Origin of the sequence: Nonomuraea jabiensis (assembly GCF_014204795.1) — a bacterium.
Taxonomy (GTDB): Bacteria; Actinomycetota; Actinomycetes; order Streptosporangiales; family Streptosporangiaceae; genus Nonomuraea; species Nonomuraea jabiensis.
In genome coordinates, this window is sequence record NZ_JACHMB010000001.1 from 10,798,196 (window position 1) to 10,824,357 (window position 26,162).

The 26,162-nt window shown below is 69.7% G+C and carries 18 protein-coding genes; 9 read left to right on the plus strand and 9 right to left on the minus strand.

Annotated features, from left to right (window positions below; all coding sequences use genetic code 11):
* Positions 1–4: 4 nt before the first annotated feature.
* A complete protein-coding gene (locus HD596_RS49425; protein WP_313046561.1) occupies positions 5–1,429 on the plus strand; it encodes a non-reducing end alpha-L-arabinofuranosidase family hydrolase in 1,425 nt (474 codons plus the stop codon).
* Between the two features lie 135 nt (positions 1,430–1,564).
* Positions 1,565–2,587: a LacI family DNA-binding transcriptional regulator gene (locus HD596_RS49430; protein ID WP_185076241.1), complete on the plus strand. Its 1,023-nt coding sequence runs from the start codon at positions 1,565–1,567 to the stop codon at positions 2,585–2,587.
* Positions 2,588–2,820: 233 nt separating this feature from the next.
* On the opposite strand, the gene HD596_RS49435 is transcribed toward HD596_RS49430, so the two are convergent.
* The 6 genes from HD596_RS49435 to HD596_RS49460 all read right to left on the minus strand — a co-directional run bounded on the left by HD596_RS49435 (position 2,821) and on the right by HD596_RS49460 (position 11,988).
* Positions 2,821–6,297: a ThuA domain-containing protein gene (locus HD596_RS49435; RefSeq protein WP_185076242.1), complete on the minus strand. Its 3,477-nt coding sequence runs from the start codon at positions 6,295–6,297 to the stop codon at positions 2,821–2,823.
* A 257-nt stretch (positions 6,298–6,554) separates the two neighbouring features.
* On the minus strand, positions 6,555–7,388 hold the full coding sequence (locus tag HD596_RS49440) for a sugar phosphate isomerase/epimerase family protein (RefSeq protein ID WP_185076243.1): 834 nt from the start codon (positions 7,386–7,388) through the stop codon (positions 6,555–6,557).
* 26 nt (positions 7,389–7,414) lie between these two features.
* Positions 7,415–8,623: an ABC transporter substrate-binding protein gene (locus tag HD596_RS49445; protein ID WP_185076244.1), complete on the minus strand. Its 1,209-nt coding sequence runs from the start codon at positions 8,621–8,623 to the stop codon at positions 7,415–7,417.
* Entirely contained in the window at positions 8,610–9,560 is a 951-nt protein-coding gene (locus HD596_RS49450; RefSeq protein WP_185076245.1) for an ABC transporter permease, read from the minus strand. Before HD596_RS49450 ends, HD596_RS49445 begins: the two co-directional genes overlap by 14 nt.
* Entirely contained in the window at positions 9,557–10,558 is a 1,002-nt protein-coding gene (locus HD596_RS49455; RefSeq protein WP_185076246.1) for an ABC transporter permease, read from the minus strand. Before HD596_RS49455 ends, HD596_RS49450 begins: the two co-directional genes overlap by 4 nt.
* Positions 10,555–11,988, minus strand: coding sequence for a sugar ABC transporter ATP-binding protein (locus HD596_RS49460; protein ID WP_185079196.1), 1,434 nt, complete (start codon positions 11,986–11,988; stop codon positions 10,555–10,557). The genes HD596_RS49455 and HD596_RS49460 overlap by 4 nt, the downstream gene beginning before the upstream one ends.
* Before the next feature lie 385 nt (positions 11,989–12,373).
* Here HD596_RS49460 and HD596_RS49465 point away from each other — a divergent pair, with 385 nt between their 5' ends.
* Genes HD596_RS49465 through HD596_RS49495 form a run of 7 tightly spaced genes read left to right on the plus strand, consistent with a single transcriptional unit; the run spans position 12,374 to position 18,955 of the window.
* On the plus strand, positions 12,374–13,507 hold the full coding sequence (locus HD596_RS49465; RefSeq protein ID WP_185076247.1) for an inositol-3-phosphate synthase: 1,134 nt from the start codon (positions 12,374–12,376) through the stop codon (positions 13,505–13,507).
* Complete coding sequence (locus HD596_RS49470) at positions 13,504–14,349, plus strand: SCO3242 family prenyltransferase (RefSeq protein WP_185076248.1); 846 nt, start codon at positions 13,504–13,506, stop codon at positions 14,347–14,349. The genes HD596_RS49465 and HD596_RS49470 overlap by 4 nt, the downstream gene beginning before the upstream one ends.
* Complete coding sequence (locus tag HD596_RS49475; protein ID WP_313046566.1) at positions 14,319–15,212, plus strand: sugar phosphate isomerase/epimerase family protein; 894 nt, start codon at positions 14,319–14,321, stop codon at positions 15,210–15,212. The genes HD596_RS49470 and HD596_RS49475 overlap by 31 nt, the downstream gene beginning before the upstream one ends.
* Entirely contained in the window at positions 15,157–15,663 is a 507-nt protein-coding gene (locus tag HD596_RS49480; protein ID WP_185076249.1) for an EboA domain-containing protein, read from the plus strand. The genes HD596_RS49475 and HD596_RS49480 overlap by 56 nt, the downstream gene beginning before the upstream one ends.
* Entirely contained in the window at positions 15,664–16,509 is an 846-nt protein-coding gene (locus tag HD596_RS49485; protein ID WP_185076250.1) for a TatD family hydrolase, read from the plus strand. It begins immediately after the preceding gene.
* A 2-nt stretch (positions 16,510–16,511) separates the two neighbouring features.
* Entirely contained in the window at positions 16,512–17,624 is a 1,113-nt protein-coding gene (gene eboE / locus HD596_RS49490) for a metabolite traffic protein EboE (protein WP_185079198.1), read from the plus strand.
* Entirely contained in the window at positions 17,624–18,955 is a 1,332-nt protein-coding gene (locus tag HD596_RS49495; protein WP_185076251.1) for an alkaline phosphatase family protein, read from the plus strand. The genes eboE and HD596_RS49495 overlap by 1 nt, the downstream gene beginning before the upstream one ends.
* 105 nt (positions 18,956–19,060) lie before the next feature.
* Here the strand turns inward: HD596_RS49495 and HD596_RS49500 are convergent, their stop codons facing one another.
* From HD596_RS49500 to HD596_RS65340, 3 genes are all read right to left on the minus strand, one after another.
* Positions 19,061–20,770 (minus strand): ThuA domain-containing protein, encoded by a 1,710-nt coding sequence (locus tag HD596_RS49500; RefSeq protein ID WP_185076252.1) that lies wholly within the window; start codon positions 20,768–20,770, stop codon positions 19,061–19,063.
* 10 nt (positions 20,771–20,780) lie between these two features.
* On the minus strand, positions 20,781–23,600 hold the full coding sequence (locus HD596_RS49505) for a carbohydrate-binding protein (protein WP_185076253.1): 2,820 nt from the start codon (positions 23,598–23,600) through the stop codon (positions 20,781–20,783).
* Positions 23,601–23,672: 72 nt separating this feature from the next.
* Positions 23,673–26,057, minus strand: a complete 2,385-nt coding sequence (locus tag HD596_RS65340) for an RICIN domain-containing protein (RefSeq protein WP_185076254.1) — start codon at positions 26,055–26,057, stop codon at positions 23,673–23,675.
* Positions 26,058–26,162: the final 105 nt, after the last annotated feature.

Sequence of the window (26,162 nt, forward strand, 5' to 3'; positions counted from 1 at the left end):
GACGGTGGCCACCTTACTGGCGAGCCTCTTCGTCGCCCTTCAGACTCAGGCCGCCAACGCGGCCACCGTCGACACCAACGCCTGGTACGTCCTGGTCAACCGCAACAGCGGCAAGGCCCTGGACGTCTACAACCTCTCGACCGCCGACGGCGGCCGCATCACCCAGTGGACCAGGAACAACCAGAACCAGCAGCAATGGCAGTTCGTCGACTCCGGCGGCGGCTACTACCGCATCAAGTCCCGCCACTCCGGCAAGGTGCTCGACGTCTACAACCTCTCCACCGCCAACGGCGCCGCGATCGTGCAATGGGCCGACGGCAACGGCACCAACCAGCAGTGGCGGCTGGCCGACAGCTCGGACGGCTACGTGAGGTTCATCTCGCGCCACAGCAGCAAGGCCCTGGAGGTCCAGGGCGCCTCCACCGCCGACGGCGCGAACATCGTCCAGTACGACGACTGGGGCGGCAACAACCAGCAGTGGCAGCTCGTCCGGGTGGACGGCGGCGGCGGCAACCCCGGCCAGTGCGATCTCCCCTCGACCTACCGCTGGACCTCGACCGGCCCGCTGGCGACCCCGAAGGCGGGTTGGGTCTCGCTCAAGGACTTCACCGTCGCCCCCTACAACGGCAAGCACCTCGTCTACGCCACGACGCACGACACGGGGACGAAGTGGGGCTCGATGAACTTCAGCCCCTTCACCAACTGGTCCGACATGGCCTCGGCCAGCCAGAACACGATGTCCTCCTCCACCGTCGCACCCACGCTCTTCTACTTCGCTCCCAAGAACATCTGGGTGCTCGCCTACCAGTGGGGCGGGACCGCCTTCTCCTACCGGACCTCCAGCGACCCCACCAACCCGAACGGCTGGTCATCGCAGCAGGTGCTCTTCTCCGGAAGCATCTCCGGCTCCGGAACAGGCCCCATCGACCAGACGCTCATCGGTGACGGCACGAACATGTACCTGTTCTTCGCCGGGGACAACGGCAAGATCTACCGGGCCAGCATGCCCATCGGGAACTTCCCGGGCAGTTTCGGCAGCACCTCGACGGTGATCATGAGCGACTCGACGAACAACCTGTTCGAAGCCGTCCAGGTCTACAAGCTCCAGGGCCAGAACAAGTACCTCATGCTCGTCGAGGCGATCGGCGCGCAGGGCCGCTACTTCCGCTCGTTCACCGCCACCAGCCTGAACGGCTCCTGGACCCCCCAGGCCGCCACCGAGGGCAACCCCTTCGCCGGCAAGGCCAACAGCGGCGCCACCTGGACCAACGACATCAGCCACGGCGAGCTGGTCCGCGCCGGCGCCGACCAGACCATGACCGTCGACCCCTGCAACCTGCAGCTGCTCTACCAGGGACGCAGCCCCAACTCCGGCGGCGACTACGGCCTGCTGCCCTACCGGCCGGGTCTGCTGACACTGCAGCGCTGATGGCGTGACACGGGTCCGGCTCGGAGCCGGCGTGGCAGGACCGCCCTGCTCGCGCCCTTCGCAAGACGACCCTCTGGGGCGGCCCGGCGATCCGGGCCGCCCCTCCTCCCCGCGCTCCGTGACTAAACTGCCGCCATGCCCACGGAGCCGTCTCCTCTCACCCTCGCTCAGCTCGCCGAGCTGGCCGGCGTTTCCACCGCGACGGTCTCCAAGGTCGTGAACGGCCGTTCCGAGGTGTCGTCCGAAACCCGCGCCGCCGTGGAGGAGCTCATCCGCCGGCACGGCTATCGCCGCCAGCGCCGCCGCTCCATGCCGACGTCCCTGGTGGAGCTCGTCTTCCACGCTCTGGAGGGCGACTATCCCGTCGAGATCACCAAAGGCGTGGCGCAGGTCGCCCGTCAGCACGACCTCACGGTGGGGATCTCGGACCTGCACCGGGACCACGCCGCCGGAGACGCCTGGCTGGAGGGTGTGCTGCGGCGCCGCCCGAGTGGTGTGATCGCGGTGTTCTCCGGCCTGACCGAGACCCAGCACGAACAACTCGCCCGCCGCGAGATCCCGCTGGTCCTGCTGGATCCGGCCGACACTCCCGCGCGGAACATCCCATCGGTCGGCGCCGGCAACTGGAACGGCGGGCTCACGGCCACCCACCACCTCCTGGAGCTTGGGCATCGCCGTATCGCCATCATCACGGGGCCCGACTCCGCGCTGTCCAGCCGGGCCCGGCTCGACGGCTACCGCACCGCCCTCGACATGGCCGGCGTGCCCGTCGACCCGGAGCTGATCGGCCGGGGGGACTTCTTCATCGAGGGCGGTCTGGCCCAGGCGCACCGCATGCTGCGCCTGCCCGACCGGCCAACCGCGATCTTCGCCACGAACGACGGCCAGGCCATCGGCGTCTACCACGCGGCCCATCGGCTCGGCCTGCGCATCCCGGATGATCTCAGCGTGATCGGCTTCGATGACATGCCGTCGGTGCGGTGGGCCGTTCCACCGCTGACCACCATCCGCCAGCCCCTCACCGAGATGGCCGCCGCGGCAACCTCGATGCTGCTGACACTGGCCCATGGCGAGCAACTTCCGCAGACCCGCGTCGAGCTGGCCACCGAACTCGTCGTACGCGAGAGCACCGGGCCTGCCCCACTCCCGCCCGCCTGAGGACGCCTTGGTGGCTTCCGCAAGGTCGCGCTGTCTCCGGGCGACAGGAGCGACTTGCCCCGGTTCCACATCCGGCGGGAGCGGGGCAAGTCACATCCCGGCACGCAGCGCAGAGGCGAGGCGCCACGTTCGCGGCGGCGGGTCTGCACAGGCAGCCCTCGCCCCAGCCGTCCAGACCGTGGAGCCGCCACGGGAGAGCGGGCCGGCTCCAGGGTCCGGACGTCACATTGCGTTCAGACGCGGGTCCACTTCTGGTTGTTCTGGCCGTTGCACGTCCAGATCTGCACCTTGGTGCCGTTGGCGGTGCCGGCGCCGCTGACGTCCACGCACTTGTTCGCCCCGACGGCGGTGATGCTGCCATCGGCGTTGAACCGCCATTTCTGGTTGTCCCGCCCGTTGCAGTCCCAGATGATCAAGGCGGTGCCGTCCGCCGTCCCGCCTCCGTTCACGTCCAGGCACTTGTTGCCGTACGCCCGCAGCTCACCCGCGGCGGTCAACGTCCACTGCTGGCCGGGCTGCCCGTTGCAGTCCCAGATCTGCACCTGTGTGCCGTTCGTCTGCGAGGCGCCGTTGAGGCATCGGTTCGATCCCACGCCCCGCAGCGCGCTGGTGTCGCCCGGAGGCGAGCCGTCGCCCTGCCCGACGCCCTTGCCGTTGACGGTGAACGAGTCCACGTCGAACGAGTTCGCGGACGGCGCCTTGAACACGACGTAGACATTGTGGGTGCCGCCGGGATCGGTGACCTGCACCGCGGGCAGGGACACGTAGGTGTTCCATCCCCCGGTGGCCGGGACGGGGCTGGAGGCGATGAGGGCCCCCGTCGGCGAGTCGGCGTGCAACTCGATGGACGCCCCGGTGTTGGACGGTGCCGAGACGCGGAAGGACACCGTGTCGATCCCGGACAGGCTGATCGGGCTGAAGGAGATCCAGTCGTTGTTGGAGACGTCGCCGATGCGCCTGCCTCCTTCGGCTCCGGGCTCGTCGACGATCCGGATTCCGGACGAGCCGGTGAAGTGCTCGGCCTGCTTGTGCTTGGGCTGCAGGGTGACGCCGGCGCTGCCCTTCAGGCCGCCCTTGTCGGTGTAGTCGGCGGAGAGGGCGTAGTAGACGTTGGCGGCCTCGTCATGGCCGGACGCGGTGGTCGTGACCGTCCCGGAGCAACCGGTGTACTGGCCGGTGTCGTGGGCGTGCTGGTCATGGCCGAGCGCCGTGATCACGTTGACCTTGGTGCAGTCGACGGCGCCGTCCTCGGGGTCGGTGACGTTCACCGTGTAGGACACCTTGTCGCCGAAATTGATGAACCCGCCGTCGGGCGGAGCCGAGAAGACGACCTTGGGACGGGTGTTGCCGACGGCGATGGGCAACGTGACGCTGCCCGTCTTCCCGCCGGAGTCCCGTACGGTCAGCTTGGCCGTGTACGTGCCGTTGGCGTTGTAGGTGTGGGACGGGTTGGCGCTGGTGGAGGTCCCGCCGTCGCCGAAGTCCCACGCGTAGGTGATCGCGTCGCCGTCGGGGTCGGACGAGCCGGCCGAGGAGAACGCCACCGTCAGCGGCGCCGCGCCCGAGTCGGGGTTGGCGCTCGCCTTGGCCAGGGGCGCGCGGTTTCCGGCTACGTAGTCGACCCGGTAGATGCTGTCATCGGTGTTCGAGTGGCCGAAGCCGTTGCCCCAGTCGGCCATGTACAGGGCGCCGTCCGGACCGAACTTCATGTCGATCGGCGCATGCGGGGCGAGCTGTGCCACGAAGGGGTTGATCTTCAGGAGGTTGCCCGAGGAGTCCAGGCGGAGCTCCTTGACGAAGTTGCGGCTCCATTCATAGAGGAACGGCGTGCCGTCGAAGTACTCGGGGAACTTGCGGTCAGAGCCGCTGGCGGCGTCGTAGCGGTAGAAGGGGCCGCCCATCGGGGCGGCACCGCCGCAGCAGTCGATCTCGGGGAACTCCGCCGAGGCGTGGTAGTTGTACCAGACGGTCGCAGGCTTGGCCGCGGGCAGATTGGTCAGGCCGGTGTTGTTGGGCGAGTCGTTGACGGGTGCCGAGCAGTTGAACTTCGCGCCGGAGGTGTTGGTGGCGAAGTTGAAGTCGTTGAACGGGATGTTGTTGCCGACGCAGTACGGCCAGCCGTAGAAGCCCGGCTGCTTGATCAGGTTCCACTCGACGGTGCCCTCGGGACCGCGGTTGGGGTTCGCGGCGCCGGCGTCGGGGCCGTAGTCACCCACCGAGATCCAGCCCGTCACCTTGTCGACCGAGAAGCGGAACGCGTTGCGGAAGCCCATCGCGTAGATCTCCGGCCGCGTCTTGGCGGTGCCGGGCGCGAACAGGTTGCCGGACGGAATCGTGTAGGTGCCGTCGGCCTCGGGGTGGATGCGCAGGATCTTGCCGCGCAGGTCGTTGGTGTTGGCCGCGGACCGCTGGGCGTCGTAATGCTCCCGGCCCGGTCGCTCGTCGATCGGGGCGTAGCCGCTGGACCCGTTGGGGTTGGTGTCGTCACCCGGGCCGATGTACAGGTTCCCGCCCGGCCCGAACGCGAGGTAGCCGCCGGTGTGGCCGGGCTCGTCGACGTTGCGGTACGCCGGAACCTCGATGATCTTCTTCTCGCTCGCCAGGTCGAGGCTGGTGCCGTTGAAGGTGAACCTCGACACCCGGTTCACCTCACCGCCGTTGGACGGCGAGTAGTTGACGTAGATCCAGCCGTTGGTGGCGAAGTTCGGATCCAGCGCCAGCCCGATGCCGCCGTCCTCGCCGCCGTCGTACACCGACAGGGTGGCGATGACGCGCGTGCCCCCGCCATTGGCGGGGATCAGGTTCACCTTGCCCGAGCGCGAAATGTAGAAGACCCTGCCGTCGCCGGCCACGTCCAGTTCCATCGGCTGGTCCGGTGCGCTGTCGAGGGTCACCTTCTGGAACCGGGCCGCGACGGTGCCGCCGCAGTCGCCCGGCGCCGCGCCCGCCGCCCACTTCACCCCGCCCAGCAGGTGCTGCTTGAACGACGCCTCCGAGTAGGAGGACGCCTGGTGGCCCATCGCGGTGGCCCACACCCGGCCGCCCTCCGGGTTGTGACACCAGGAGATCGGGTGGTCGGCGCCCATCTTGTTCGGCCCCGCGTCATAGGTGGTCTCGTCCGCGCTCACCAGCACGTGCACCGAGCCGCGCATGTTCTTGTCGAAGTTGTACCACTCCTCCGTGCGCACCCACCGGTCCGGCAGCCCCTTCGTGGAGGGGTGAACCTTGTCGGCCACCTTGGCGGTGCCCTGCAGGATCGACGAATGCGCGGTCATGTGCGCGCCGGCCAGGGCGACCTGGTCCCACCAGGGGAACTGCGACTCGATGTTCATGTCGGTGGCGTTGTGGATCGCGACGACGCCGTGGCCGCTGCGTACGTACGCCTGGAAGGCCTGACGCTGGGCGTCGTTGTCCCAGACCATGCCGCTGGTCTGGAGCATGATCACCGCGTCGTAGGTGTTCAGGGTCGCGCTCGTGAAGACGGCGGAGTCCTCGCTCTGGTCGAGCTGGAAGTTGTTGTCGGTCGCCAGCTGCTGGAACATCGCGACACCGGCGGGGATGGAGTCGTGCCGATAGGCGCCGCTGGCGGTCTTGGTGAACAGCAGCACCTTGAACTGGGGAGCGGCCGCGTGCGCCACCAACGGCACCGCGGACAGCCACAGCCCTAATAAGGCTGCGACGAGGGCGGGAAGCAGGCGTGATGTTCGCATGAAGGATCTCCTGGGGGGTTACCGGCGGCGCCTGACCATGCGATATCGAATCGATTCGCAACGAAAATAGGTCGGGTCAAACTTACGTGTCAAGCATGCTTATTCGGCAGGATCCGAGCCCACCTTTTTAGCTTCCGCTGGGCCGGGGTCGTGCTGCTTTTACTGCAGATCTGCAGGTGTAGCGGCATCGCCGCTGCCGCTCTGTCTCACCGATACGAGAAAAAGGTCCATCAATAAGTATGAAACTTTCACCTTGATCAGAGGGTGCGCAGGTAGGCGAGGCCGTCCACGGCGAGCGCGTCCTGGCTTTCGGCGAGGGGCCGCCAGATGGAGGCCGCGGTGGCGATGGTCTGGTTGTGCGCGGTGAAGGACTCGATGACGAGCGGCCCGTCATAGCCGGTGTCGTGCAGCGCTTGGGTGAAGCCGGGCCAGTCGAAGCGGTCGGCCCCCGGCGTGCCGCGGTCCGTGCCGCACACCTGCACGTGCGCGATCCGGCCGGCCGCGGCCCGGGCCGCCTGGGCGGGGTCTTTCTCCTCGATGTTCATGTGGTAGATGTCGAGGGCCAGGTGGCAGTCCTCGGGCAGCGCGTCGAGGGCCTGTTCGACGGTGTTGATGAGGCTGGTCTCGTACCGGTTGAGCGGTTCGACCGCGAGCTTGATCCCGCGCTCGGCCGCATAGTGCAGGACGGGCCGCAGGTTCTGGCGCAGTTCGGTGTAGGCGGCGCGGCGCTCGTCGGGTGACAGCCGCCAGGTGCGGCCGACCGAGGCGTATGCCGGCCCCCCGATCATCGGGGAGCCGACGGTCGCTGCCACGTCGACGCAGTGCCGCAGATAGTCCTGGGTGTCGCGGACGGTTTCGGGGGAGGCGGCCACGAGCTCGCGCCCCGGCGGCATGACCAGAACCACGGACGCGGCCAGCCCGTGCTCGGCCAGCACCGTCGCGGCCTTGTCCGGGTTCCAGTCGCCGGGCTGCTCGACGGGCAGCTCGATGACGTCGAAGCCCCACCCGGCGATGCGGGGGGCGAGCCGCGCCAGGTCGTCGTCGGTCAGCGGGGAGACCCAGACCCAGGTGTTCACTCCGATGGAGTACATGCGCCTCTCTTCGCGGTCGGTGCCGATCAGTTCTTCTTCCCGCCCCAGGTCTCGGGGAACCCGGGCAGGGATTCGCAGCCGCACAGCGCGTAGTGCAGCGGCGGCATGTTGGGCTTGAGGTACGTCGACAGGTTCTCCGAGGTGACCTTCGGCTGCGGCAGGTTCCACATCTTGGGCACCTCCTCGCCCTTGAGGATCTTCAGCGCGGCGATGATCGGGGTGCGCCACTGGTAGGTCGGGTACGTGGGCGCGACGGCGGTGAGGCCCGCGTCCTTCCATTTCTGCAGGAAGTCCTGCTGGTCCTCGCCGTTGATCGGCGGCACCGGCAGGCCCGCGTCCTCGAACGCCTCGATGGCCGCCACCGCCGTGGCGCCCGCGTCCATCCAGACGCCGTCGATCTTGCCGTACCGCTGGATGTAGTCGCTGACGATGCTCTTGGTCTTGGCGGCGTCGCCGTCGGTGAACTCCACTCCCACGACCTGGACCTTGCTCTTGTCGAAGACCACCTTCGCCGCCGACCAGCGGGTCTCCAGCACGTCCACGCCGGGCAGGATGCGCAGCGCCAGCACCTTCCCGCCCGCCGGCACCTTCTCGACCAGGAACTCGGCGGCGTCGGCGCCGAAGGCGTAGCCGCCGATGGGCTTGATGAAGGTCACCGGGCAGTCGGTCTGCACTCCCCGGTCGAACACGATGACGGGCACCTTCCCGCAGGCGGCCGTCACGGCGGGGGTGAGCGTGGCCGTGGTGTTCGGCGAGACGATCAGCGCGTCGCACCCCTTGGCCTGCAGCTCGGCGATGTCGGAGATCTGCTTGTCGTCCTTGCCCTCGGCATCCAGCGCGGTGAACTTGGTGATCTCCTTGTGCAGGCCGACCTCGGCCTGCATCGTCTTCCAGCCGACCTGGCGCCAGGGGTTGTTGACCGCGGCGTTGGAGAAGCACAGCTGGTACGGGCCGTCCTTCTTGTACTTCGCCGTGTCGACCATCTGCGGGGCGATGGCCTGCTCCCACGGCTTGTCCGTGGGACCCTGCGGGGTCTGGGAGCGCATGGCCAGCTGGGCGTCGAAGTCCGCCTGCACGAAGAACTTCGACTGCGCGCCCGTGCCCGAACCCTGGGCACTCTGACTGGCGCTCGTGGCGGGAGCCGCGGACTGGGTGGTGGACGCCGGCTTGTCGGTGGTGCAGCCGGCGAGGACGAGAACGGCGAACACGGCGACTGCGGCCTTACGACGCGGCATGTGCGTCTCCTCTTCGGGGGGTGAACTTCCAGGGAAGTCGGATGGCTCCCGCCGCGACCGCGGCGATGATGATGACGCCCTGCACGGTGAACTCCAGCGCCCCCGAGATCCCATACAGGTTGAGCAGCGTGAACAGCGCCTCCAGCGTGAAGGCCCCGGCCATGGCGGCCAGCACAGAGCCGCGGCCGCCGCCGAGCGCCACGCCGCCGAGGACGACCGCGGTGATGGCGGAGAACTCCAGTCCCTGGCCGACCTGTGCCGAGACTCCGGCGAACCCGCCGAGCAGGATCGCCGCGACGGCCGCGGCCAGACCGGACAGCATGAAGGCGAAGATCTTGGCCCGGTCGACCCGGACCCCGGACAGCGACGCGGCGCGCTCGTTGTCGCCGGTGGCCATCAGCGTCTTGCCGAAGTCCGCGCGCATGAGCCAGATCGCCGCCGCCCCCATGGCCAGCAGGATCAGCACCGACCACGGCACCGGCCCGAGACTGCCGCGGCCGAAGGTCCTGAAGCCCTCAGAGAGGGCGCCGCGCGGTGCGCCACCGGTCCACAGGAACACCGCCCCGGACAGGATGAGCAGCATGCCGAGCGTCACGATGAACGACGGCACCCGCAGCTTGGTGGTGGCCAGGCCGTTGACCAGCCCCACGAGCAGGCCGACGACGATCAGCAGGGCGATGACCGGCCAGGTGGCGGACTCCTCGCCGTCGATGAGCCGCGCGGCGATCACCACTTCGGCCGTCACCAGCGAGCCGACCGACAGGTCGAACTCGCCGGAGACGATGACGAAATACTGCCCCGCGGCCAGGATCACCAGCGGCGCGGCCCGTTTGAGGAACGCCAGGAACCCGGCGGGCTCCAGGAAATGGGGGTTGGCGACCGCGATCGCGGCCAGCAGCACCACGAGGACCGCGAGGATGGGAAGCGCCCTTTTCACGTCGACCGCCCCTTGATGCGCCGGGCGTAGGCGGCCACCGCGATGACGATGACCACGCCGCGGACCACGTCCTTGACGAAGGAGTTGATTTCGAGCTGGTTGAAGATGGTGTCCAGGACGGCCAGCAGCAGGACCCCGCCGACCGTCCCGGACACGCCTCCTTTGCCGCCGGCCAGCGCGGTCCCGCCGAGGACGACCGCGGCGATGGACTCCAGGTCGTAGCCGCCGTCGGTGCCCACCGTGGGCGCGCCGGCACCGAGCCGGCTGGCCAGCAGCAGGCCCGCGATGCCGGCGCAGACCGAGCAGAGCACGTGCGTGATCACGATGGTCCGGCTGGTACGGATCCCGGACAGCCGGGCGACCTCCTCGTTCCCGCCGACCGCGTAGATCCGGTAGCCCAGCCGGGTCCTGCTCAGCAGGAACCAGGCCACGACGGCCACGCCCGCCCAGAGCAGGGCGGAGACGGGGATCGGCCCGATCCGGGAGTAGCCGAGCAACTGGAACGACTCGGGCACCTTGCCCGCCGGCCCGTCGTACAGGTGGTCGACGACGCCCCTGATGATGAGGGCGACGCCGAGCGTGGCGATGAAGGCGTGAACCTGGAGCCGGGTGATGACCAGCCCGTTGACCAGCCCCACCAGCGCGCTGACGGCCAGCACCGCGGCGACCGCCGGCAGGATGTTGCCGTCCCGGCCCGCCATGATCTCCGCCGCGACCAGCGAGGTCAGACTGATCAGGTAGGCCACGGACAGATCGAGCGAGCCGGCCAGGATGGCCAGTGTCTGACCGATCGCCACGATGCCGAGGGCCGCCGAGCGCTGCTGGATCCCGACGACGCTTTCCATGGTCAGGAACTGGCCGCCGTCGAGCGCGACGAGGACCCAGCCGATTGCGATCAGGCCGAGCAGCACCAGAAACACCATCTGCGTGGGCTCAGGCAACCGGGCCGCCCGGCCGCCTTGCGCCTCGCCGCGGCGGGCGGGCACGAGCAGGTTCATTCAGCCACCTCTCCCGCGGCCAGGCGCATGACGGCCTCCTCCGAAGGCCCGGCCGGCAGCGTGCCCGCGATGCGGCCGTCGCGCAGGACGACGACGCGGTCGCTCATGCCGATCAGCTCGGGCAGCTCGGACGAGATCATCATGATGGCCATGCCGTCATTCGCCAGTTCGCGCATCAGGTCGTGGATCGCGGCCTTGGCCCCGACGTCGACACCCCTGGTCGGCTCGTCGAACAGCAGCACGCGCGGCGCCATCGTCATCCATTTGGCGAGCACGACCTTCTGCTGGTTGCCTCCCGACAGGTAGCGGACCTCCTGTTCCTGGCGCGGAGGCGAGAGGCGTACCCGTTCGAGCAGGCCGCCGACGCCGTCGCGGCCCTTGGCGCCCACCGCGCGGGCCACCAGCAGGGCGTTGTCACGCACCGACTGGCGCAGCGCGAGCCCTTCGGCCTTGCGGTCCTCGGTCACCAGCCCGATGCCCATGGCCACGCCTTCCCGGACCGAGCGGGGGCGCGACGGGGTCATCTCACCCGTGGTGAACGGCTCCGCGCCGAAGATCGCCTTGGCGAGTTCCGACCGGCCGGACCCCTGCAGGCCCGCGATGCCGACGATCTGCCCGGCCCGCAGCTCCAGATCGATGTCGCGGAGCTTGCGGTTGCCCGCTCCGCGCAGGCTGAGCCGTACCTCGCCGGCGCCGGTCGACCGTGCCGGAAAGTAGGTGCCGAGATCACGGCCCACCATCAGGCGGATCAGCTCGTCGGACGACACCTCGCCGATCGGGAGCGTGGTGACGAGCTTGCCGTCCTTGAGCACGGTGACCCGGTCGGCCAGGTCGAACACCTCGCGCAGACGGTGGGAGATGTACACGACGGCGACGCCACGCTCCCGCAGCCGCCCGATCAGCCGGTAGAGCAGCTCGACCTCGTGCTCGGCGAGCGCCGCGCTGGGCTCGTCCATGACGACGAGCCGGGCGTTCACCGACAACGCCTTGACGATCTCCACGACCTGCTGCTGGGCCACCGACAAGCGCTTGACGGCGTCACGCGGGCCGAAGGAGTGCTCGCCGAGCTCATCGAGGAGCCGCGCGGTCGCCTGCTCCATGGCGGCCCGATCGACCAGGCCGCGCCTGACGGGCTCGCGCCCGAGGAAGACGTTCTCGGCGACGGTGCGCTCGGGCAGCAGGTTGAACTCCTGGTAGATGATCGCGATGCCGGAGCGCTGCGCCTCGAGCGGATGGCCGAAGGAGACGGGGTGACCGTCGATCTCGACCGTGCCCTCGTCCGGCGCGTGCACCCCGCAAATGATCTTCATCAGGGTGGACTTTCCGGCGCCGTTCTCGCCGACGACAGCGTGGACCTCGCCGGCCGCCACGTCCAGGTCCACTCCGGACAGCACCCGCACGCCCAGGAAGCTCTTGCCGATGCCACGCATGCTCAGCACCCCGCCCACCTCCCCGCTTCCCCCACCACGAGGGTGAGCCTGCGGCCAGTCGGCAAATTTCGGGCTCATGTCCCTCATGCTGCGGGATGCTAGGCGGGCTTATATCGACGGTCAAGCAAAAGCTCGCACCTGCACGACATAACCTGGAGGCCCTGGCGAACGGCTCGGCGACCGCCGGTGCGGCGGGGGTGGGCTCGAGCACGAGCCGGCGCCCGAGGCGGCGGACCAGGCGGCGATGGCCGTAAGCGGCGGGCGATAGGACGGCGATTAGCCTACTTATGCTTGACCGTTGACAAAAATAGCTCTTACCATCTCGGAGACTTACATACCGGATGCCTTCCGCATGCGGGGGTAGTCCCGACACGATGGAGCTTTCATGGACAAGCTCGGTGTGTGGCTTATCGGAGCACGGGGATCCGTGGCGACCACCGCCATCGTGGGCGCCGCGGCCATCAGGGCGGGAGCCGCGCCCCCGCAAGGATGCGTGAGCGAGTCCCCCGACTTTCCCGGGCACCTGGTTCCGCTGACCGACCTGGCCTTCGGCGGCCATGACATCACCGAGATCTCCTTACGCAAGCGCGCCGAGCAGCTGGGCAGAGCAGGGGTCATATCACCGGACCTCCCGGAGCTGCTCGCGTCCGATCTGGACGCCGCCGACGCCGAGATCCGGCCGGGCCACGTCCCCGGCGACGGCGGCCGGGCCGCGGCCCGGCTGATCGACGACATCGCCGGCTTCCGGGCCCGGCACGGGCTGGCCCGGGTGGTCGTCGTCAACGTGTCGTCGACCGAACCCCCGGTGGGTTGGCGCCCGGAGTTCGGGAGGCTGGCCGATCTGGAGGAGCGGCTCGCCGCGGGGGACGACGTCCTGCCGCCGAGTTCGCTGTACGCCTACGCGGCGTTCCAGGCCGGGTGCGGCTATGTGGAGTTCACCCCCTCCACCGGGCCGACCCTGCCCGCCCTGGCGGAACTCGCCGCCCGGCGGGGCGTGCCGTACGCGGGACGCGACGGCAAGACCGGCGAGACCCTGGTCAAGAGCGCCCTGGCGCCCATGTTCGCCGACCGGGCACTGCGGGTCCGCTCCTGGTCCGGGCTCAACCTGCTCGGCGGCGGCGACGGGGCGACCCTCGCCGATCCGGCCGCCAGGTCCAGCAAGCAGCTCTCCAAGGACCAGGTCGTCGCGAAGGTCCTGGGAGGACCCGTCGAGGGCGAGACGCACATCGACTACGTGCCGGATCTCGGAGAGTGGAAGACCGCCTGGGACCACGTGACCTTCGAGGGCTTTCTCGGCGTGCGGATGACGCTGCAGTTCACCTGGCAGGGCTGCGATTCGGCGCTGGCCGCCCCGCTCGTCCTGGACCTGGCCCGGCTGGTAGCCCGTGCGCACGAGAAAGGGCGGTGTGGCATCCTCCCCGAGCTCGGCTACTTCTTCAAGAGCCCGCTGGGGACGGACGAGCACGGCCTGGCCGCCCAGTACGCCCGGCTGCGTGCCTTCGCCGAGGAGCTGTCATGAGGGCGCTGCTGGAGCTGGTCCGCGCACCGGCCGCACTGTCGGTGCCGGGGGACACCATGGCGGGGGCCGCCGCCGCGGGGCGGCGTCCGGCACCCGGCCTGGCCCTGGCGTCGGTGCTCATGTACTGGTCGGGAATGGCGCTCAACGACTGGGCAGACCGTGAGGCGGACGCCGTGGAGCGTCCTGAACGCCCGATCCCGTCCGGCCGGGTCCGCCCGGGTGCCGCGCTCGGGCTCGCGGCCGCCCTGACCGGCGCGGGCCTGGCCACCGCCGCCCTCGCCGGGGGCCGGCGCGGTCTCACCGTCGCCGGCCTGCTGGCCGGCGCGGTGTGGGCCTACGACCTGGGCCTCAAACGGACGGCGGCGGGACCGGCGTCGATGGCCGCCTGCCGCGCGCTCGACGTGCTCCTGGGCGCCGGCGAGCAGGCCAGGGCCGCCGTGCCGGCGGCGCTGGCGATAGGCGCGCACACCTACGGGATCAGCGTCCTGGGCCGGGCCGAGGTGACGGGGGCGGCACCCGGGACCGCCGAGCGCGCGCTCGTGGCCAGCACCGCGGCGGCCGGGCTCGCGGCCGCCTCCTGCGTGCGCAACCGAGCCGCCGCCCGGGCCGGAGCGGGCGTCCTCATCGCCGGCTATCTCGCCTTCACTCTCCCGATCCAGGCGAGGTTACGGACCCGTCCCGACCCCGAGAACGTACGGCAGGCCGTCCGACTCAGCATCCTCGGCCTGATACCGCTCCAGGCGGCGGCGGTCGCCGGTGGCGGGCGGGTCGCGACGGCGGGCGCGCTGCTGTGCTCGCTGCCCCTGGGCAGGTGGCTCTCATCCCGGCTGGCGACATCGTGAAGTGGGCCTACTGCACCAACGGCTTCGCCGACCACCGGCTTCCCGAGGCGCTCGCGGTCCTGGCCGATCTGGGGTACACGGGTGCGGCGATCACGCTCGACCACGGTCATCTCGACCCCCGCTCCCCCGGCCTGGCCGCGGAGGTGTCGCGCATCGCCGCACTCCTCGAACGCCTCCGCCTCGATGCCGTGGTCGAGACGGGCGGGCGGTACACCCTCGATCCCCTGCGCAAACACCATCCGACCCTCATCAGCGACGACGCCGAGCGCAGAGTGGAGTTCCTGACCACCGCGATGCGGGTGGCCGCCGATCTGGGCGCTCCCGTGGTGCACCTGTGGAGCGGGGTCCGGCCTGACGGCATGCCGGAGGCGGAGGCGTACGCGCGGCTGGCCGACCAGTGCGAGCGGCTCCTCGACGAGGCGGACAGGACCGGCGTCACCCTGGGGTTCGAGCCGGAGCCCGGGATGCTCGTCCGGGACCTGGACGGTTACGAACGGCTGCGCCGGATGCTCGGCGAGCATCCCCGGTTCGGCCTCACCCTCGACATCGGGCACTGCCACTGCGTGGAGCGGGACGATCTGCCCGCCTGCGTCCGGCGGGCGCTGCCGTACACCGTGCACGTGCAGATCGAGGACATGCGCCGCGAGGTCCACGAGCACCTGGAATTCGGCGAGGGTGAGATCGACTTCGTGCCGGTGCTCGCCGCCCTGCGCGGCTACTCGGGTCTGGTGGCCGTGGAGCTGGCCCGGCACAGCCACGCGGCCCCGCAGGTCGCCCGCCGATCGATCGACTTCCTGAGGAGGGCACATGAAGGAGCCGGCACAGGAGTGGCTGGCGCGGGCCGTCCGGCAGGTCGAGGCTGACCCTTACGCGATCCACCGGCTCTTCCCGCAGGCCGAACGGCGGGGCGGCCCAGGTGCGCGGCGCGCGCTGCTCGGCGCGCTGGACGGTCACCACGCGGTGATCCGCGACCTGTACGAGGCCGGCGACAGCGGCGAGCGGCTGGCGATCCTGACCGTCCTGCACGAGCTCGATTCGGAAGGGGCGGCGGTCGGACTGGTTGAGGACGCGCTGCGCACCAATGACGCGCGGCTGGTCGCCGCGGCCCTCGGCCCGTACGGCTCGGCGTGGCTGGACGACCACGCCTTCCGCCACGGGGTGCTCAAGTGCGTCTTCATGTCGATCCCGCTGGCGGCGGTGGCCGAGCTGGACCGCCGCTTCGACGCCGAACTGGCCCGGATGCTGTCGGACTACGCGACGGAGCTGCGGGCGGCCGGCCGGCCTGTCCCGCGCGACGTCATGGAGAGGATCTGAATGCGCATCTTCGACCCCCATATCCACATGACCTCCCGGACCACCGACGACTACCAGCGCATGCACGCCGCGGGGGTCCGGGCCGTCGTCGAACCCGCCTTCTGGCTGGGGCAGCCCCGTACCAACGTGGGCAGCTTCCTTGACTACTTCGACGCGCTGCTCGGCTGGGAGCCGTACCGCGCCGCGCAGTACGGCATCCACCATTACTGCGCGCTCGCGCTCAACCCGAAGGAGGCCAACGATCCGCGGTGCGCGGGGGTGCTGGCCGAGTTGCCGCGATACCTGCTGAAGGACTCGGTCGTCGCGGTCGGCGAGGTCGGCTACGACTCGATGACGGCGGAGGAGGAACGGGCCTTCGAGGCCCAGCTCGCCCTGGCGCGGGAGAACGATCTCCCCGTCCTCGTGCACACGCCGCACCGGGACAAGGTCGCCGGCACCCGCCGGACCCTCCACGTGGTCCGGGACGCCGGGATACCCCCCGAACGGGTGCTCATCGACCACCTCAACGAGATGACCGTCGGCATGGTCGCGGACTCGGGCTGCTGGATGGGGTTCTCGATCTACCCCGACACCAAGATGGACCCGGACCGGATGGTGGCCCTGCTCAAGGAGTACGGCACGGACAGGATGCTGGTGAACTCGGCCGCCGACTGGGGACGGAGCGACCCGCTCAAGACGCGCGAGGTGGCCGACGGCATGCTCGCGGCCGGCTTCGGCGAGGACGACGTGGATCGGGTGCTGTGGCGCAATCCGGTCGCCTTCTACGGGCAGAGCGGCCGCCTCGACCTGGAGACCGGCGCGCAAGTCGGCCCCGACCACGCCGGCAACACGATCAAGCGGGGGTGACCGTGCGGCTGCGCCATCCGGACGGCTCGACGGTGCACCTGGCCTACTGCACCAACGTCCACGCCGCCGAGGATCTCCCCGGCATCCACGGTCAGCTGTCCGGCGTCGCCGCGCGGGTCAGGCGCCTGCTCGGCGTGGAACGGCTCGGGCTCGGGCTGTGGCTGTCCCAGCACGCCGCCGCGGACCTCCTCGCCCGGCCCGGGGAGCTCGCCGGGCTGCGCGAGCGGCTGACCGCGCTCGGGCTGGAGGTCGTGACCCTCAACGGGTTCCCCTACCGCGGCTTCCACGACGAGATCGTGAAGTACCGCGTCTACACCCCTGACTGGGCCGACGCGGAGCGGCTGCGCTACACGCTCGGGCTCGCCGAGATCCTCGCCGCGCTGCTGCCGGACGACGTCACCGAGGGCACGATCTCGACCCTCCCCCTCGCCTGGCGGTCCGGGTGGACGAAGGAGAAGGCGGCGGTGGTCATGTCCCATCTCGACGCGGCCGCCCAGGGCCTGCGCGCGCTGGCCGGCCGTACCGGCAAGGTGATCCGGCTGGGCTTCGAGCCGGAGCCCGGTTGCATTGTCGAGACGACGCCCCAGGCGACCGCCCTGCTGAGCGACGTGGATCACGACCACCTCGGCCTCTGCCTGGACGCGTGCCACATGGCCGTGGGCTTCGAGGAACCCGGCGCGGGCGCCCGCACCGGGCTGCCCATCGTGAAGCTCCAGGCGTCGTGCGCCCTGGTGGCCCCGCCCGGGGCGCAGCGGGCGCTGGCCGCGTTCGACGAGGCCCGTTTCCTCCACCAGGCGCGCTCCGCCACCGGATACGCCGACGACCTGGGCGAGGCCCTGGCCGGCGGCCTGCCCGCGGACGAGAGCTGGCGCGTGCACTTCCACGTCCCGCTGCACGACGCGCCGCCCCCTCCGCTCTCCACCAGCGCCCCCTACCTGCGTGACCTGCTGAACGTGCTCCTCGGCGGAGAACGGCCGCTGACCAGGCACGTCGAGGTGGAGACCTACACGTGGAACGTGCTTCCCGGCGCGCCGGCCGACGTCGCCGAAGGCATCGCCGCCGAGCTCGACTGGATGCGGGGGCAGCTGGCCGCCCTCGGGCTGAAGGAGACGTGATGGCACCGCTGATCGTGATCAATGTCGTCGGGCTCACCCCGCGCCTGCTCGCGCACATGCCGAACGTGGCGAAGGCGGGCACGGCGGCCGCGCTGCGGCCCGTGCTCCCTGCCGTCACCTGCTCGATGCAGGCCACCCTGCTGACCGGTTCGATGCCCCGCGACCACGGCATCGTCGGCAACGGGTGGTACTTCCGGGACCTCGGCGAGGTCCTCCTGTGGCGCCAGCACAACGCGCTCATCCAGGGCGACCAGCTGTGGACCGCCGTACCCGGGCTGCGCACCGCCAACGTCTGCTGGTGGTACGCGATGGGCGCGGCCACCGATCTGCTCGTCACCCCGCGCCCCATTTACCACGCCGACGGCCGCAAGTCGCCCGACTGCTACACCCGCCCGCCCTCGCTCCACGACGACCTCGAGGCCGCGCTGGGGCCGTTCCCCCTGTTCACCTACTGGGGCCCCAACGCGGGGATCGCCTCCTCCGAATGGATCATCGCCGCGGCCCGCCGCATCCTGGCCCGCGAACGGCCCGACCTGCTGCTGGTCTACGTACCGCACCTCGACTACGACCTGCAACGGTACGGCCCCGACGGCCCCGAGGCGATCGCCGCGGCCCGCGCCGTCGACGCCGCGCTCGCCCCGCTGCTCGCCGAGGAGGCCGAGGTGGTCGTGCTGTCGGAGTACGGCATCACCCCGGCGTCCCGGCCGATCGACGTCAACCGGGCATTGCGTGCCGCCGGTCTCCTGGAGGTCCACACCCAGGCCGGGATGGAGTACCTCGACCCGTGGGCGTCCCGGGCCTTCGCCGTGGCCGACCACCAGGTGGCCCACGTGTACGTACGCGACCCCGCCGACCTCGACCGCACCCGAGCCGTCATCGCCGAGCTCGCCGGCGTGGACGAGGTGCTCGACCAGGCGGGCAAGGCGAAGTACGGGCTCGACCACGAGCGCGCCGGCGAGCTCGTCGCGGTCGCGGAGCCCGACGCCTGGTTCACCTACTACTACTGGCTCTCCGACGACCGCGCCCCGGATTTCGCCAAGCTCGTGGACATCCACCGCAAACCCGGCTACGACCCCGCCGAGCTGTTCATGGACCCGGGTGACCCGTTCGTCAAGCTCCGTGCGGCGGCGGCGCTGGCCAGGAAGAAACTGGGCCTCCGCTACACGATGCGAGTGGTACCGCTCGACCCGGCGCCGGTCCGGGGCAGTCACGGCCGGCTGCCCGACAGCCCCGACGACGGCCCGCTGATCATCGGCCCCTTCGACCGTGAGTCCTACGAGGCGACCGAGGTCAAGGAACTCCTGGCCGGCCTGGCCCGGCGAAGCCTCTGACCGCTCAGCACAGAGGCGCGCTGCTCGCCGTCCTGCGCGGCCAGCTGCGCCCCTGTCCCTCGCGCGGCCCGATCGGGGGCCGCGCGAGGGTGTGGACGGTTGGCTTCAGACGCGGGTCCAGCGCTGGTTGGTTCCTCCGGTGCAGGTCCAGATGCGTGCCTTGCTGCCGTTGGCGGTGCCGTTGACGTCCAGGCACTTGTTCGCCCCCACCGCCGTGATCGTGCCGTCGGCGTTGAGGCGCCACTTCTGGTTGTTCTGCCCGTTGCAGTCCCAGATGATCACAGAGGCGCCGTCCGCCGTCCCGGCCCCGCTCACATCCAGGCACTTGCCGCCGTAAACCCGCAGCTCACCCGCGGCAGTCGACGTCCACTGCTGGTTCGACTGCCCGTTGCAGTCCCAGACCTGCGCCTGCGCGCCGTTGGCCTGCGAGGCTCCGCTGACATCCAGGCACCGCCCCGACCCCGTACCCTTGAGCGCGCCCGTGCCGCCCGGTGTGCTGGTCAGTTCCTTGACGCGGATGTTGCGGAACGACACCACGTCGCCGGACCCGTGGTTCTGGATGCCGATGTAGCCCTGCTGGAGCGAGCGGACCGGATCGGTGTTGGTGAAATCATTGATCTTGGTGCCGTTCAGGAACACCTGCAGCCGCTCACCCTCCACCAGCAGCTCGTAGGTGTTCCATTGACCCGGCGGGTTCAGCGCCGCGTCGCGAGCGGCGATGTCGGCGGACTTGAACCCGTAGACCGCCCCAGTGGTCTTGTCCGGGGTGTCGGTCGCGTCGATCTGCACCTCATATCCGGTGTTGAGCGCCGCGTCGGGGTCGCTGGTGGCCGGGAAACCGACGATTACGCCGGAGTTGGAGTCGCCGGTCATCTTCCAGTCGAGCTTGACGGAGTAGGAGCGGAACTCCTTGGCGTTGTACCACAACATGCCCATGCCGCCCTGGGAGGTCAGCGTGGCGTCGCTGTTGGCGAACGACCCCGGCCCGGCCTGCGACCAGCCCGTCGTCGAGCCGTTGTACAACGTCGTGTACCCGGTCTCCGGGCGGCAGTCGGCGTTGGTGGCCTTGGCCGCGTACCGGATTCCGCCGAGCAGGAGCGTGCGGAAGTTCGGATCGGCGTACGACTCCTTGGTGTGGCCCAGGCCGGTGTAGAACGCGCGGCCGGAGGACTGGGGGTGGCACCAGGTGATCGGATGATCGCCCATGCCCCCGCCGCTGTAGCTGCCCTCGTCCAGGCTCTGCAGCACCCGGACGTTCGGGCGGGGGTTGGTGCGGTAGTTGTACCACTCGTCGGTACGTGACCAGGTCGCCCCCAGGTGGGCGGTCGCGGCGTGCGCCCGGTCCTCGTTCCGCACGGTGGCCTGCTGGATGGCCGGGTGGTTGTTGAACCAGGCCCCCATCAGCTGCCCGTAGTAGGCCCAGTTGTACTCGGTGTCCGCCGCCGAATGCACCCCTACGTAACCGCCCCCGCCGTCCACGTACGTCTGGAAGGCGGCCTGCTGGTTGTCGTTCAGCACGTCACCGGTGGTGCTGAGGAACACCACCGCCTTGTACTGGGCCAGGTTCGCCGTGCTGAAGGCGTTCGCGTCCTCGGTGGCGTCGACGGCGAAGTCGTTGGCGGCTCCCAGGTCGCGGATGGCCTGGATCCCGTTGGGGATCGAGTCGTGCCGGAACCCGGCCGTCTTGGAGAACACCAGCACCTTGAAGGCGGCGGCCTGGGCGGGGATGGCCGGGATCACCGTCGCGGCGGCGGTGATCGCCGCCACCGTCACTGAGAGGCGTCGCAGCACGGATGTCTTTCTGTCGCTCGGCATGGGTGTCCTTTCAGACGCGGGTCCAGCGCTGGTTGGTTCCTCCGGTGCAGGTCCAGATGCGCATCTTGGTGCCGTTGGCGGTGCCGTTGACGTCCAGGCACTTGTTCGCCCCGACCGCCGTGATCGTGCCGTCGGCGTTGAGACGCCACTTCTGGTTGTTCTGCCCGTTGCAGTCCCAGATGATCACCGAGGCACCGTCCGCCGTCCCGGCCCCGCTCACATCCAGACACTTGCCGCCATACACCCGCAGCTCACCCGCGGCGGTCGACGTCCACTGCTGGTTCGGCTGACCGTTGCAGTCCCAGATCTGCGCCTGCGCGCCGTTGGCCTGCGAGGCTCCGCTGACATCCAGGCACCGCCCAGACCCCACACCCTTGAGCGCGCCCGTGCTCCCCGAGGGCGGGGTGCCGGTGTCGAGGGTGAAGGCGTCCACGTCGAACAGGTAGCCCTGCCCGGTCGGGCCGCGGAAGACCAGATAGAGCGTCGTGGTGCCGGCCGGGGCGCCGCTGAGGTTCGCCGAGACGTCGGTGAAGGTGTCCCAGCCGCCGGTGCTCGCCACGTTCACCGTTCCCATCAGCGTGCCCGTCGCCGAGCCCGCGCGCACCTCGATCCGGCCGCCCGCGCCGGCCGAGGAGACCCGGGCGGTGATCCTCGTCGCGTTGCCCACGTTGTACGGCTGGAAGGAGATCCAGTCGCCGTCGTCGGTGAAGCCGACCGTCCTGCCGCCTTCCGCGGTGGCGTGGTCGGCCGTCTGGATGCCCTGCTGGGCGCCGAAGTGCTCGGCCTGCCGGTGCCGCGGCTGGAGCGTGCGGTCGCTGGTGGAGGTCAGACCGCCCTTGTCGGTGTACGAGGCCACGAAGACGCCGTAGATGTTGGCCGCGGCGTCATGCTCACCGTCCACCGGCACCGAGATGGAGCCCGAGCAGCCGGTCTTGGAGGTGATCTGGTGGCGGTGGCTGTCGTGGCCGAGGAAGTAGGCGACGGTGACCCCGGCGCAGTCGATCGTGCCGTCCTCCGGGTCGCTGACGGTGACCTGGAAGGGCACGGTGTCGCCGAAGGAGAACAGCTGCCCGTCGGCAGGGGTGGTGAGGGTGACCGTCGGCGCGGTGTTGCCGACGGTCACGATCACGTTCGCCGTGCCGGTGAGACCCTGCGGGTCCCGGACCGTGAGCGTCGCCGTGTAGGCGCCGTTCGTGGTGTAGGTCTTGCTCGGATTCGCCGCCGTGGAGGTGGTGCCGTCGCCGAAGTTCCACGAGTACGTCAGCGCGCCGCCCTCCGGGTCGGAGCTGCCCGCCGAGGAGAAGTTCACCGTCAGCGGGGCCGGTCCCGACGTCTTGTCGGCGGACGCCTTGGCGATCGGATTGCGGTTGGCGCTGCCGATGTACTCGATGCGATACAGCGCCTGGTTGTTGTTGCCGTCGCCGTAGTCGAGGACGTACAGGGCGCCGTCAGGACCGAAGGCCATGTCCATCACCTGCGTCCCCGACCAGGGGAACGCCGAGATCTCCCCGTAGGCGCCGTCCGCCTTGACCTCGATCGCCTTGATCCAGCGCCGGCCGTACTCGCCGGCGAAATACCGTCCGTCGAGCGACTGGGGGAACTTGACGGCCGAGTTCAGGTTGGGGTCGTAACGGTAGACCGGACCGCCCATCGGCGACTCCGACCCGGAGCCGAACTCCGGCGGGCTTCCGGCGTCGCCCGCGTACTTGATCCACGCCGGCTTCGCCGGAGGCAGCGTGGTCAGGCCGGTGTTGCGGAAGGAGTTGTTGGTCGGGCCGCCGGCGCAGTTGTACTTGGGGCCGGTGCTGTTGGTGGCGAAGTTCCATTCGTTGTAGGTCTCGCTGGTGGTGTTCGTGCCCGTGCAGTACGGCCATCCGTAGTTGCCCGGACCGGTGATGCGGTCGAACTCCACCTGCCCGCTCGGCCCTCTGTTGGAGTTGGTCACCCCCGCGTCCGGTCCGTAGTCGCCGAGGTAGACGATGCCGGTCGCCTTGTCCACGCTCATCCGGAACGGGTTGCGGAAGCCCATCGCGTAGATCTCCGGCCGGGTCTTCGCCGTCCCCGGCGGGAACAGGTTGCCGCTGGGGATCGTGTAGGTGCCGTCGGGCTGCGGCTTGATGCGCAGGAGCTTGCCGCGCAGGTCGTTGGTGTTGCCGGCCGAGCGCTGGGCGTCGAACTGCGGGTTGCGGTCGGTCCGCTCGTCCAGCGGGGAGTAGCCGCTCGACTCGAAGGGGTTGCTGTCGTCGCCGGTGGTCAGATAGAGGTTTCCGGCGGCGTCGAAGTCGAGGTCCCCGCCCACGTGACAGCACTGGCCGCGGTCGTTCTGGACCCGCAGGACCACCTTCTCGCTGGCCAGGTCGAGCGTGTCGTCCGCCTTGAGGGTGAACCGCGACAGGTACAGCTCGCCCTTCCACTGGTCGAACTGCGCCTGCGTGCCGTTGGCCGGCGCGTCACCGTTCGGCGTGCTCAGCCGCGGCGAGTAGTAGAGCCAGAGGTACCGGTTGGACGCGAAGTCGGGGTCCACCGCCACGCCCTGCAGGCCCTCCTCGTCGTGGCTGTAGACGTTGAGTCTGCCGGCCACCTTCGTGTTGCCGCTGACATCGGTGACGCGCACCGTGCCGTCGCGCGCCGTGTGCACCACCGACCGGTTCGGCAGCACGGCCAGCGACATCGCCTCACCCAGCTCGGCGCCTCCCGACGCGAGCGACACCTGCTGGTAGTCGGCCGCCGGGATGGCGACGGCGTTCGCCGGGGAGGCCTCGAGCGCGAGTGCTCCGGGAATGATCAGCGCCATCGTGGTCAGTAAGGTGAGCCACGGACGTCGGGACATGAGTGTTCCTCCGCTATCGAAGCGATTCGAGCAAGGAGGGCACGCTTCCCGCCCTCGAGGGTGGGGGCGTCGTCAGGCGCGGGTCCACTTCTGGTTGGTGGCGCCGGTGCAGGTCCAGATCTGCACCTTGGTGCCGTTGGCGGTGCCGTACCCGGACACGTCCAGGCACTTGTTGGCGCCGACCGCGGTGACGCTGCCGTCGGCGTTGAGGCGCCACTTCTGGTTGTTCTGGCCGTTGCAGTCCCAGATGATCACGGCGGCGCCGTCCGCCGTCCCGGCACCGCTCACATCCAGGCACTTGCCGCCATAAACCCGCAGCTCACCCGCGGCGGTCGACGTCCACTGCTGGTTCGGCTGGCCGTTGCAGTCCCAGATCTGCGCCTGCGCGCCGTTGGCCTGCGAGGCTCCGTTGATGTCCAGGCACCGACCGGACCCCACACCCTTGAGCGCACTCGTGCTTCCCGAAGGCTGACCCTGGGGGCCGGCGGACGCCATCACGGCCTGGGCGCCCGCGGGCCAGGCGCCGTTGGTGACGGTGACATTGTTGTTCACCACATTGCCGCGGTCGCCGTTGGTCACGTTGGTGCTGCCGTTGGTCGACCAGTTGCCGGTGACGGTGAAGTTCCCCATGTTCTCGCCGCCCCAGTAGTTGGCGGTGGCCCAGGTGCCGGTGTTGTTGAGCACGTTGCCGGTGACGGAGTAGTACTTGGAGCCCTCGTCGAAGTAGATCCCGAACCAGCCGTTGGTCCGCAGGCAGTGGTTGCCGCTGATCACCGCGTTCGGGTTCCACGACAGCGTGTAGATACAGCCCCCGTCGGTCATCTGCTGCATGACGTCATGCACGTAGTTGCCGATGAGCTTGTTCCCGGACGCGGTCGTGGGAGTGGTGTAGCGCGGCTGGTAGTTGTACAGGCCGCGGTTGGCGTAGTTGTTGCTGCCGCCCGGCTCGTTGGCGCCCCAGCCGTACCCGATCGACATGCCGGTGTACGGCAGGTTGTAGACCTCGTTGTGTGACACGTCGGTGTTGGTGACGTAGGTGGTCAGGACCGAGACGATGCCGCGGTAGTCCAGGCCGAGGTCGTGGATGCGGTTGTTGCTGACGGTGATGTTCCGGTTGACCATCCGCTGGTCGCTGGGGTGGTGCGCGTCGGCGCGCACGCCGCCCACCACGATGCCGCCGGCCGAGCTCTGGGCGATCTCGGACCGGGTGACCGTGATGTCGGCGGCGCCCAGGCCGACACCGCTGGCGTGCGCGTTGGCGTCGTTGCCGATGCCCACGGCCGTCTGGCCGAGGTTGACGAACCGGGAGTCGGTGAAGGTGATGTTGCCGGCCGCGGACACCTGCACGGCCGCCGGCATCTGGGACCAGTTCGGCCGCGCGGCCTCGAACTGCTGGCACCCCTCCTGGCAGGAGGTCAGCCTGTCGGCGGGCCAGTTCCAGTTGCCCGCGATGTAGGCGCCGGTCTGCTGGTCCGCGTAGCCCTGGTTGCTGCTGGGCCCGAGCCAGGTCGTGCCGGAGAAGGTGATCCCGCTGAACGTGATGTGGTGCGCGGGCGCGTCGTAGGTGCCCCCGACGTTCACCAGGGACTGGAGAATCGGGAGCTCGACACTGAGGTTGCTCATGTTCTGCCCGGCAGCCGGGATGTAGTACAGGAAGCCGGTGCCGGGGTTGATGTACCACTCCCCCGGCGCGTCCAGGAACTCGTAGGCGTTCTCCAGGTACAGCGGACCCGCCCGGTGCGGCTGCGTGAAGGTGTCGTACCCGAAGGTGTTGTTGTTCCAGCCGGGCTGCTGCATCGTGATGAAGTTCCCGCTGATGCCCTGCACCGTCACGTAGCGGTCCGTGAACGAGCCCACGCTCTCCATCTCGACCCGGTTCTGGTTGGCGAGGTTGTTCAGATAGCTCAGGGCGCTGTTGCTGAACCTCAGACCGGTGGTGGTGGCGGTGAAGTCGGACCTGTTCACGGTCGTGCGCGCCCGTGTGGCGAGGGCGCCGTTGACGTACAGCTGCCGGGTGTCGATCCCCGTGCCGACGTCGGCGCGCCAGATGTTCTTCCCCGAATCGGCCACGGTCCATCCGGTGACCGCCTTGGCCCCGCTGATGGTGGGCCGGGCACCCGCCGCGGCCTGCCATTTGACGGTGTAGCCGTTGTTCCCGGAATCGGCGGCGGTCAGCCGGAGCGGCGCGGACAGCCGGTACACCCCGTCGGCCAGTTCGACGACGATGTCCCCGGACATGGCGCCGTTCAGCGAACGTACCGCCGTCTGCGCCGCGGACAGCGAGCACGGCTGGGTGGCGGTGCAGGCGGTGCCGGTGCCGGTGGGTGAGGCGTAGAGGGTCGTGGTGGCCGCGAGGGCCGGGGTGGCGGGGGCGACGAGGGCGAACGCCGCGGCCAGCGCCGCGACGATGCCGATCAGGAACGGTCTCAGCGCCGTGACGGGCGAAGATGACTGCACGGTGGTTCCTTTGGGGGGTACGGGTGTGGCCAGGTCACGCCCTGCTGCTCAGGCAGGTGACTTCGCCTCTAATTACGTTGTGAGTATTGATGTCCGTCAAGACCT

Coding starts and splice junctions, on each gene's coding strand:
- HD596_RS49505 (WP_185076253.1), bottom strand. CDS start 23,600: ATGTCCCGACGTCCGTGGCTCACCTTACTGACCACGATGGCGCTGATC.
- HD596_RS49485 (WP_185076250.1), top strand. CDS start 15,664: ATGCGCATCTTCGACCCCCATATCCACATGACCTCCCGGACCACCGAC.
- HD596_RS49440 (WP_185076243.1), bottom strand. CDS start 7,388: ATGTACTCCATCGGAGTGAACACCTGGGTCTGGGTCTCCCCGCTGACC.
- HD596_RS49460 (WP_185079196.1), bottom strand. CDS start 11,988: ATGCGTGGCATCGGCAAGAGCTTCCTGGGCGTGCGGGTGCTGTCCGGA.
- HD596_RS49435 (WP_185076242.1), bottom strand. CDS start 6,297: ATGCGAACATCACGCCTGCTTCCCGCCCTCGTCGCAGCCTTATTAGGG.
- HD596_RS49430 (WP_185076241.1), top strand. CDS start 1,565: ATGCCCACGGAGCCGTCTCCTCTCACCCTCGCTCAGCTCGCCGAGCTG.
- HD596_RS49465 (WP_185076247.1), top strand. CDS start 12,374: ATGGACAAGCTCGGTGTGTGGCTTATCGGAGCACGGGGATCCGTGGCG.
- HD596_RS49500 (WP_185076252.1), bottom strand. CDS start 20,770: ATGCCGAGCGACAGAAAGACATCCGTGCTGCGACGCCTCTCAGTGACG.
- HD596_RS49470 (WP_185076248.1), top strand. CDS start 13,504: ATGAGGGCGCTGCTGGAGCTGGTCCGCGCACCGGCCGCACTGTCGGTG.
- HD596_RS49445 (WP_185076244.1), bottom strand. CDS start 8,623: ATGCCGCGTCGTAAGGCCGCAGTCGCCGTGTTCGCCGTTCTCGTCCTC.
- HD596_RS49455 (WP_185076246.1), bottom strand. CDS start 10,558: ATGAACCTGCTCGTGCCCGCCCGCCGCGGCGAGGCGCAAGGCGGCCGG.
- HD596_RS49480 (WP_185076249.1), top strand. CDS start 15,157: ATGAAGGAGCCGGCACAGGAGTGGCTGGCGCGGGCCGTCCGGCAGGTC.
- HD596_RS49495 (WP_185076251.1), top strand. CDS start 17,624: ATGGCACCGCTGATCGTGATCAATGTCGTCGGGCTCACCCCGCGCCTG.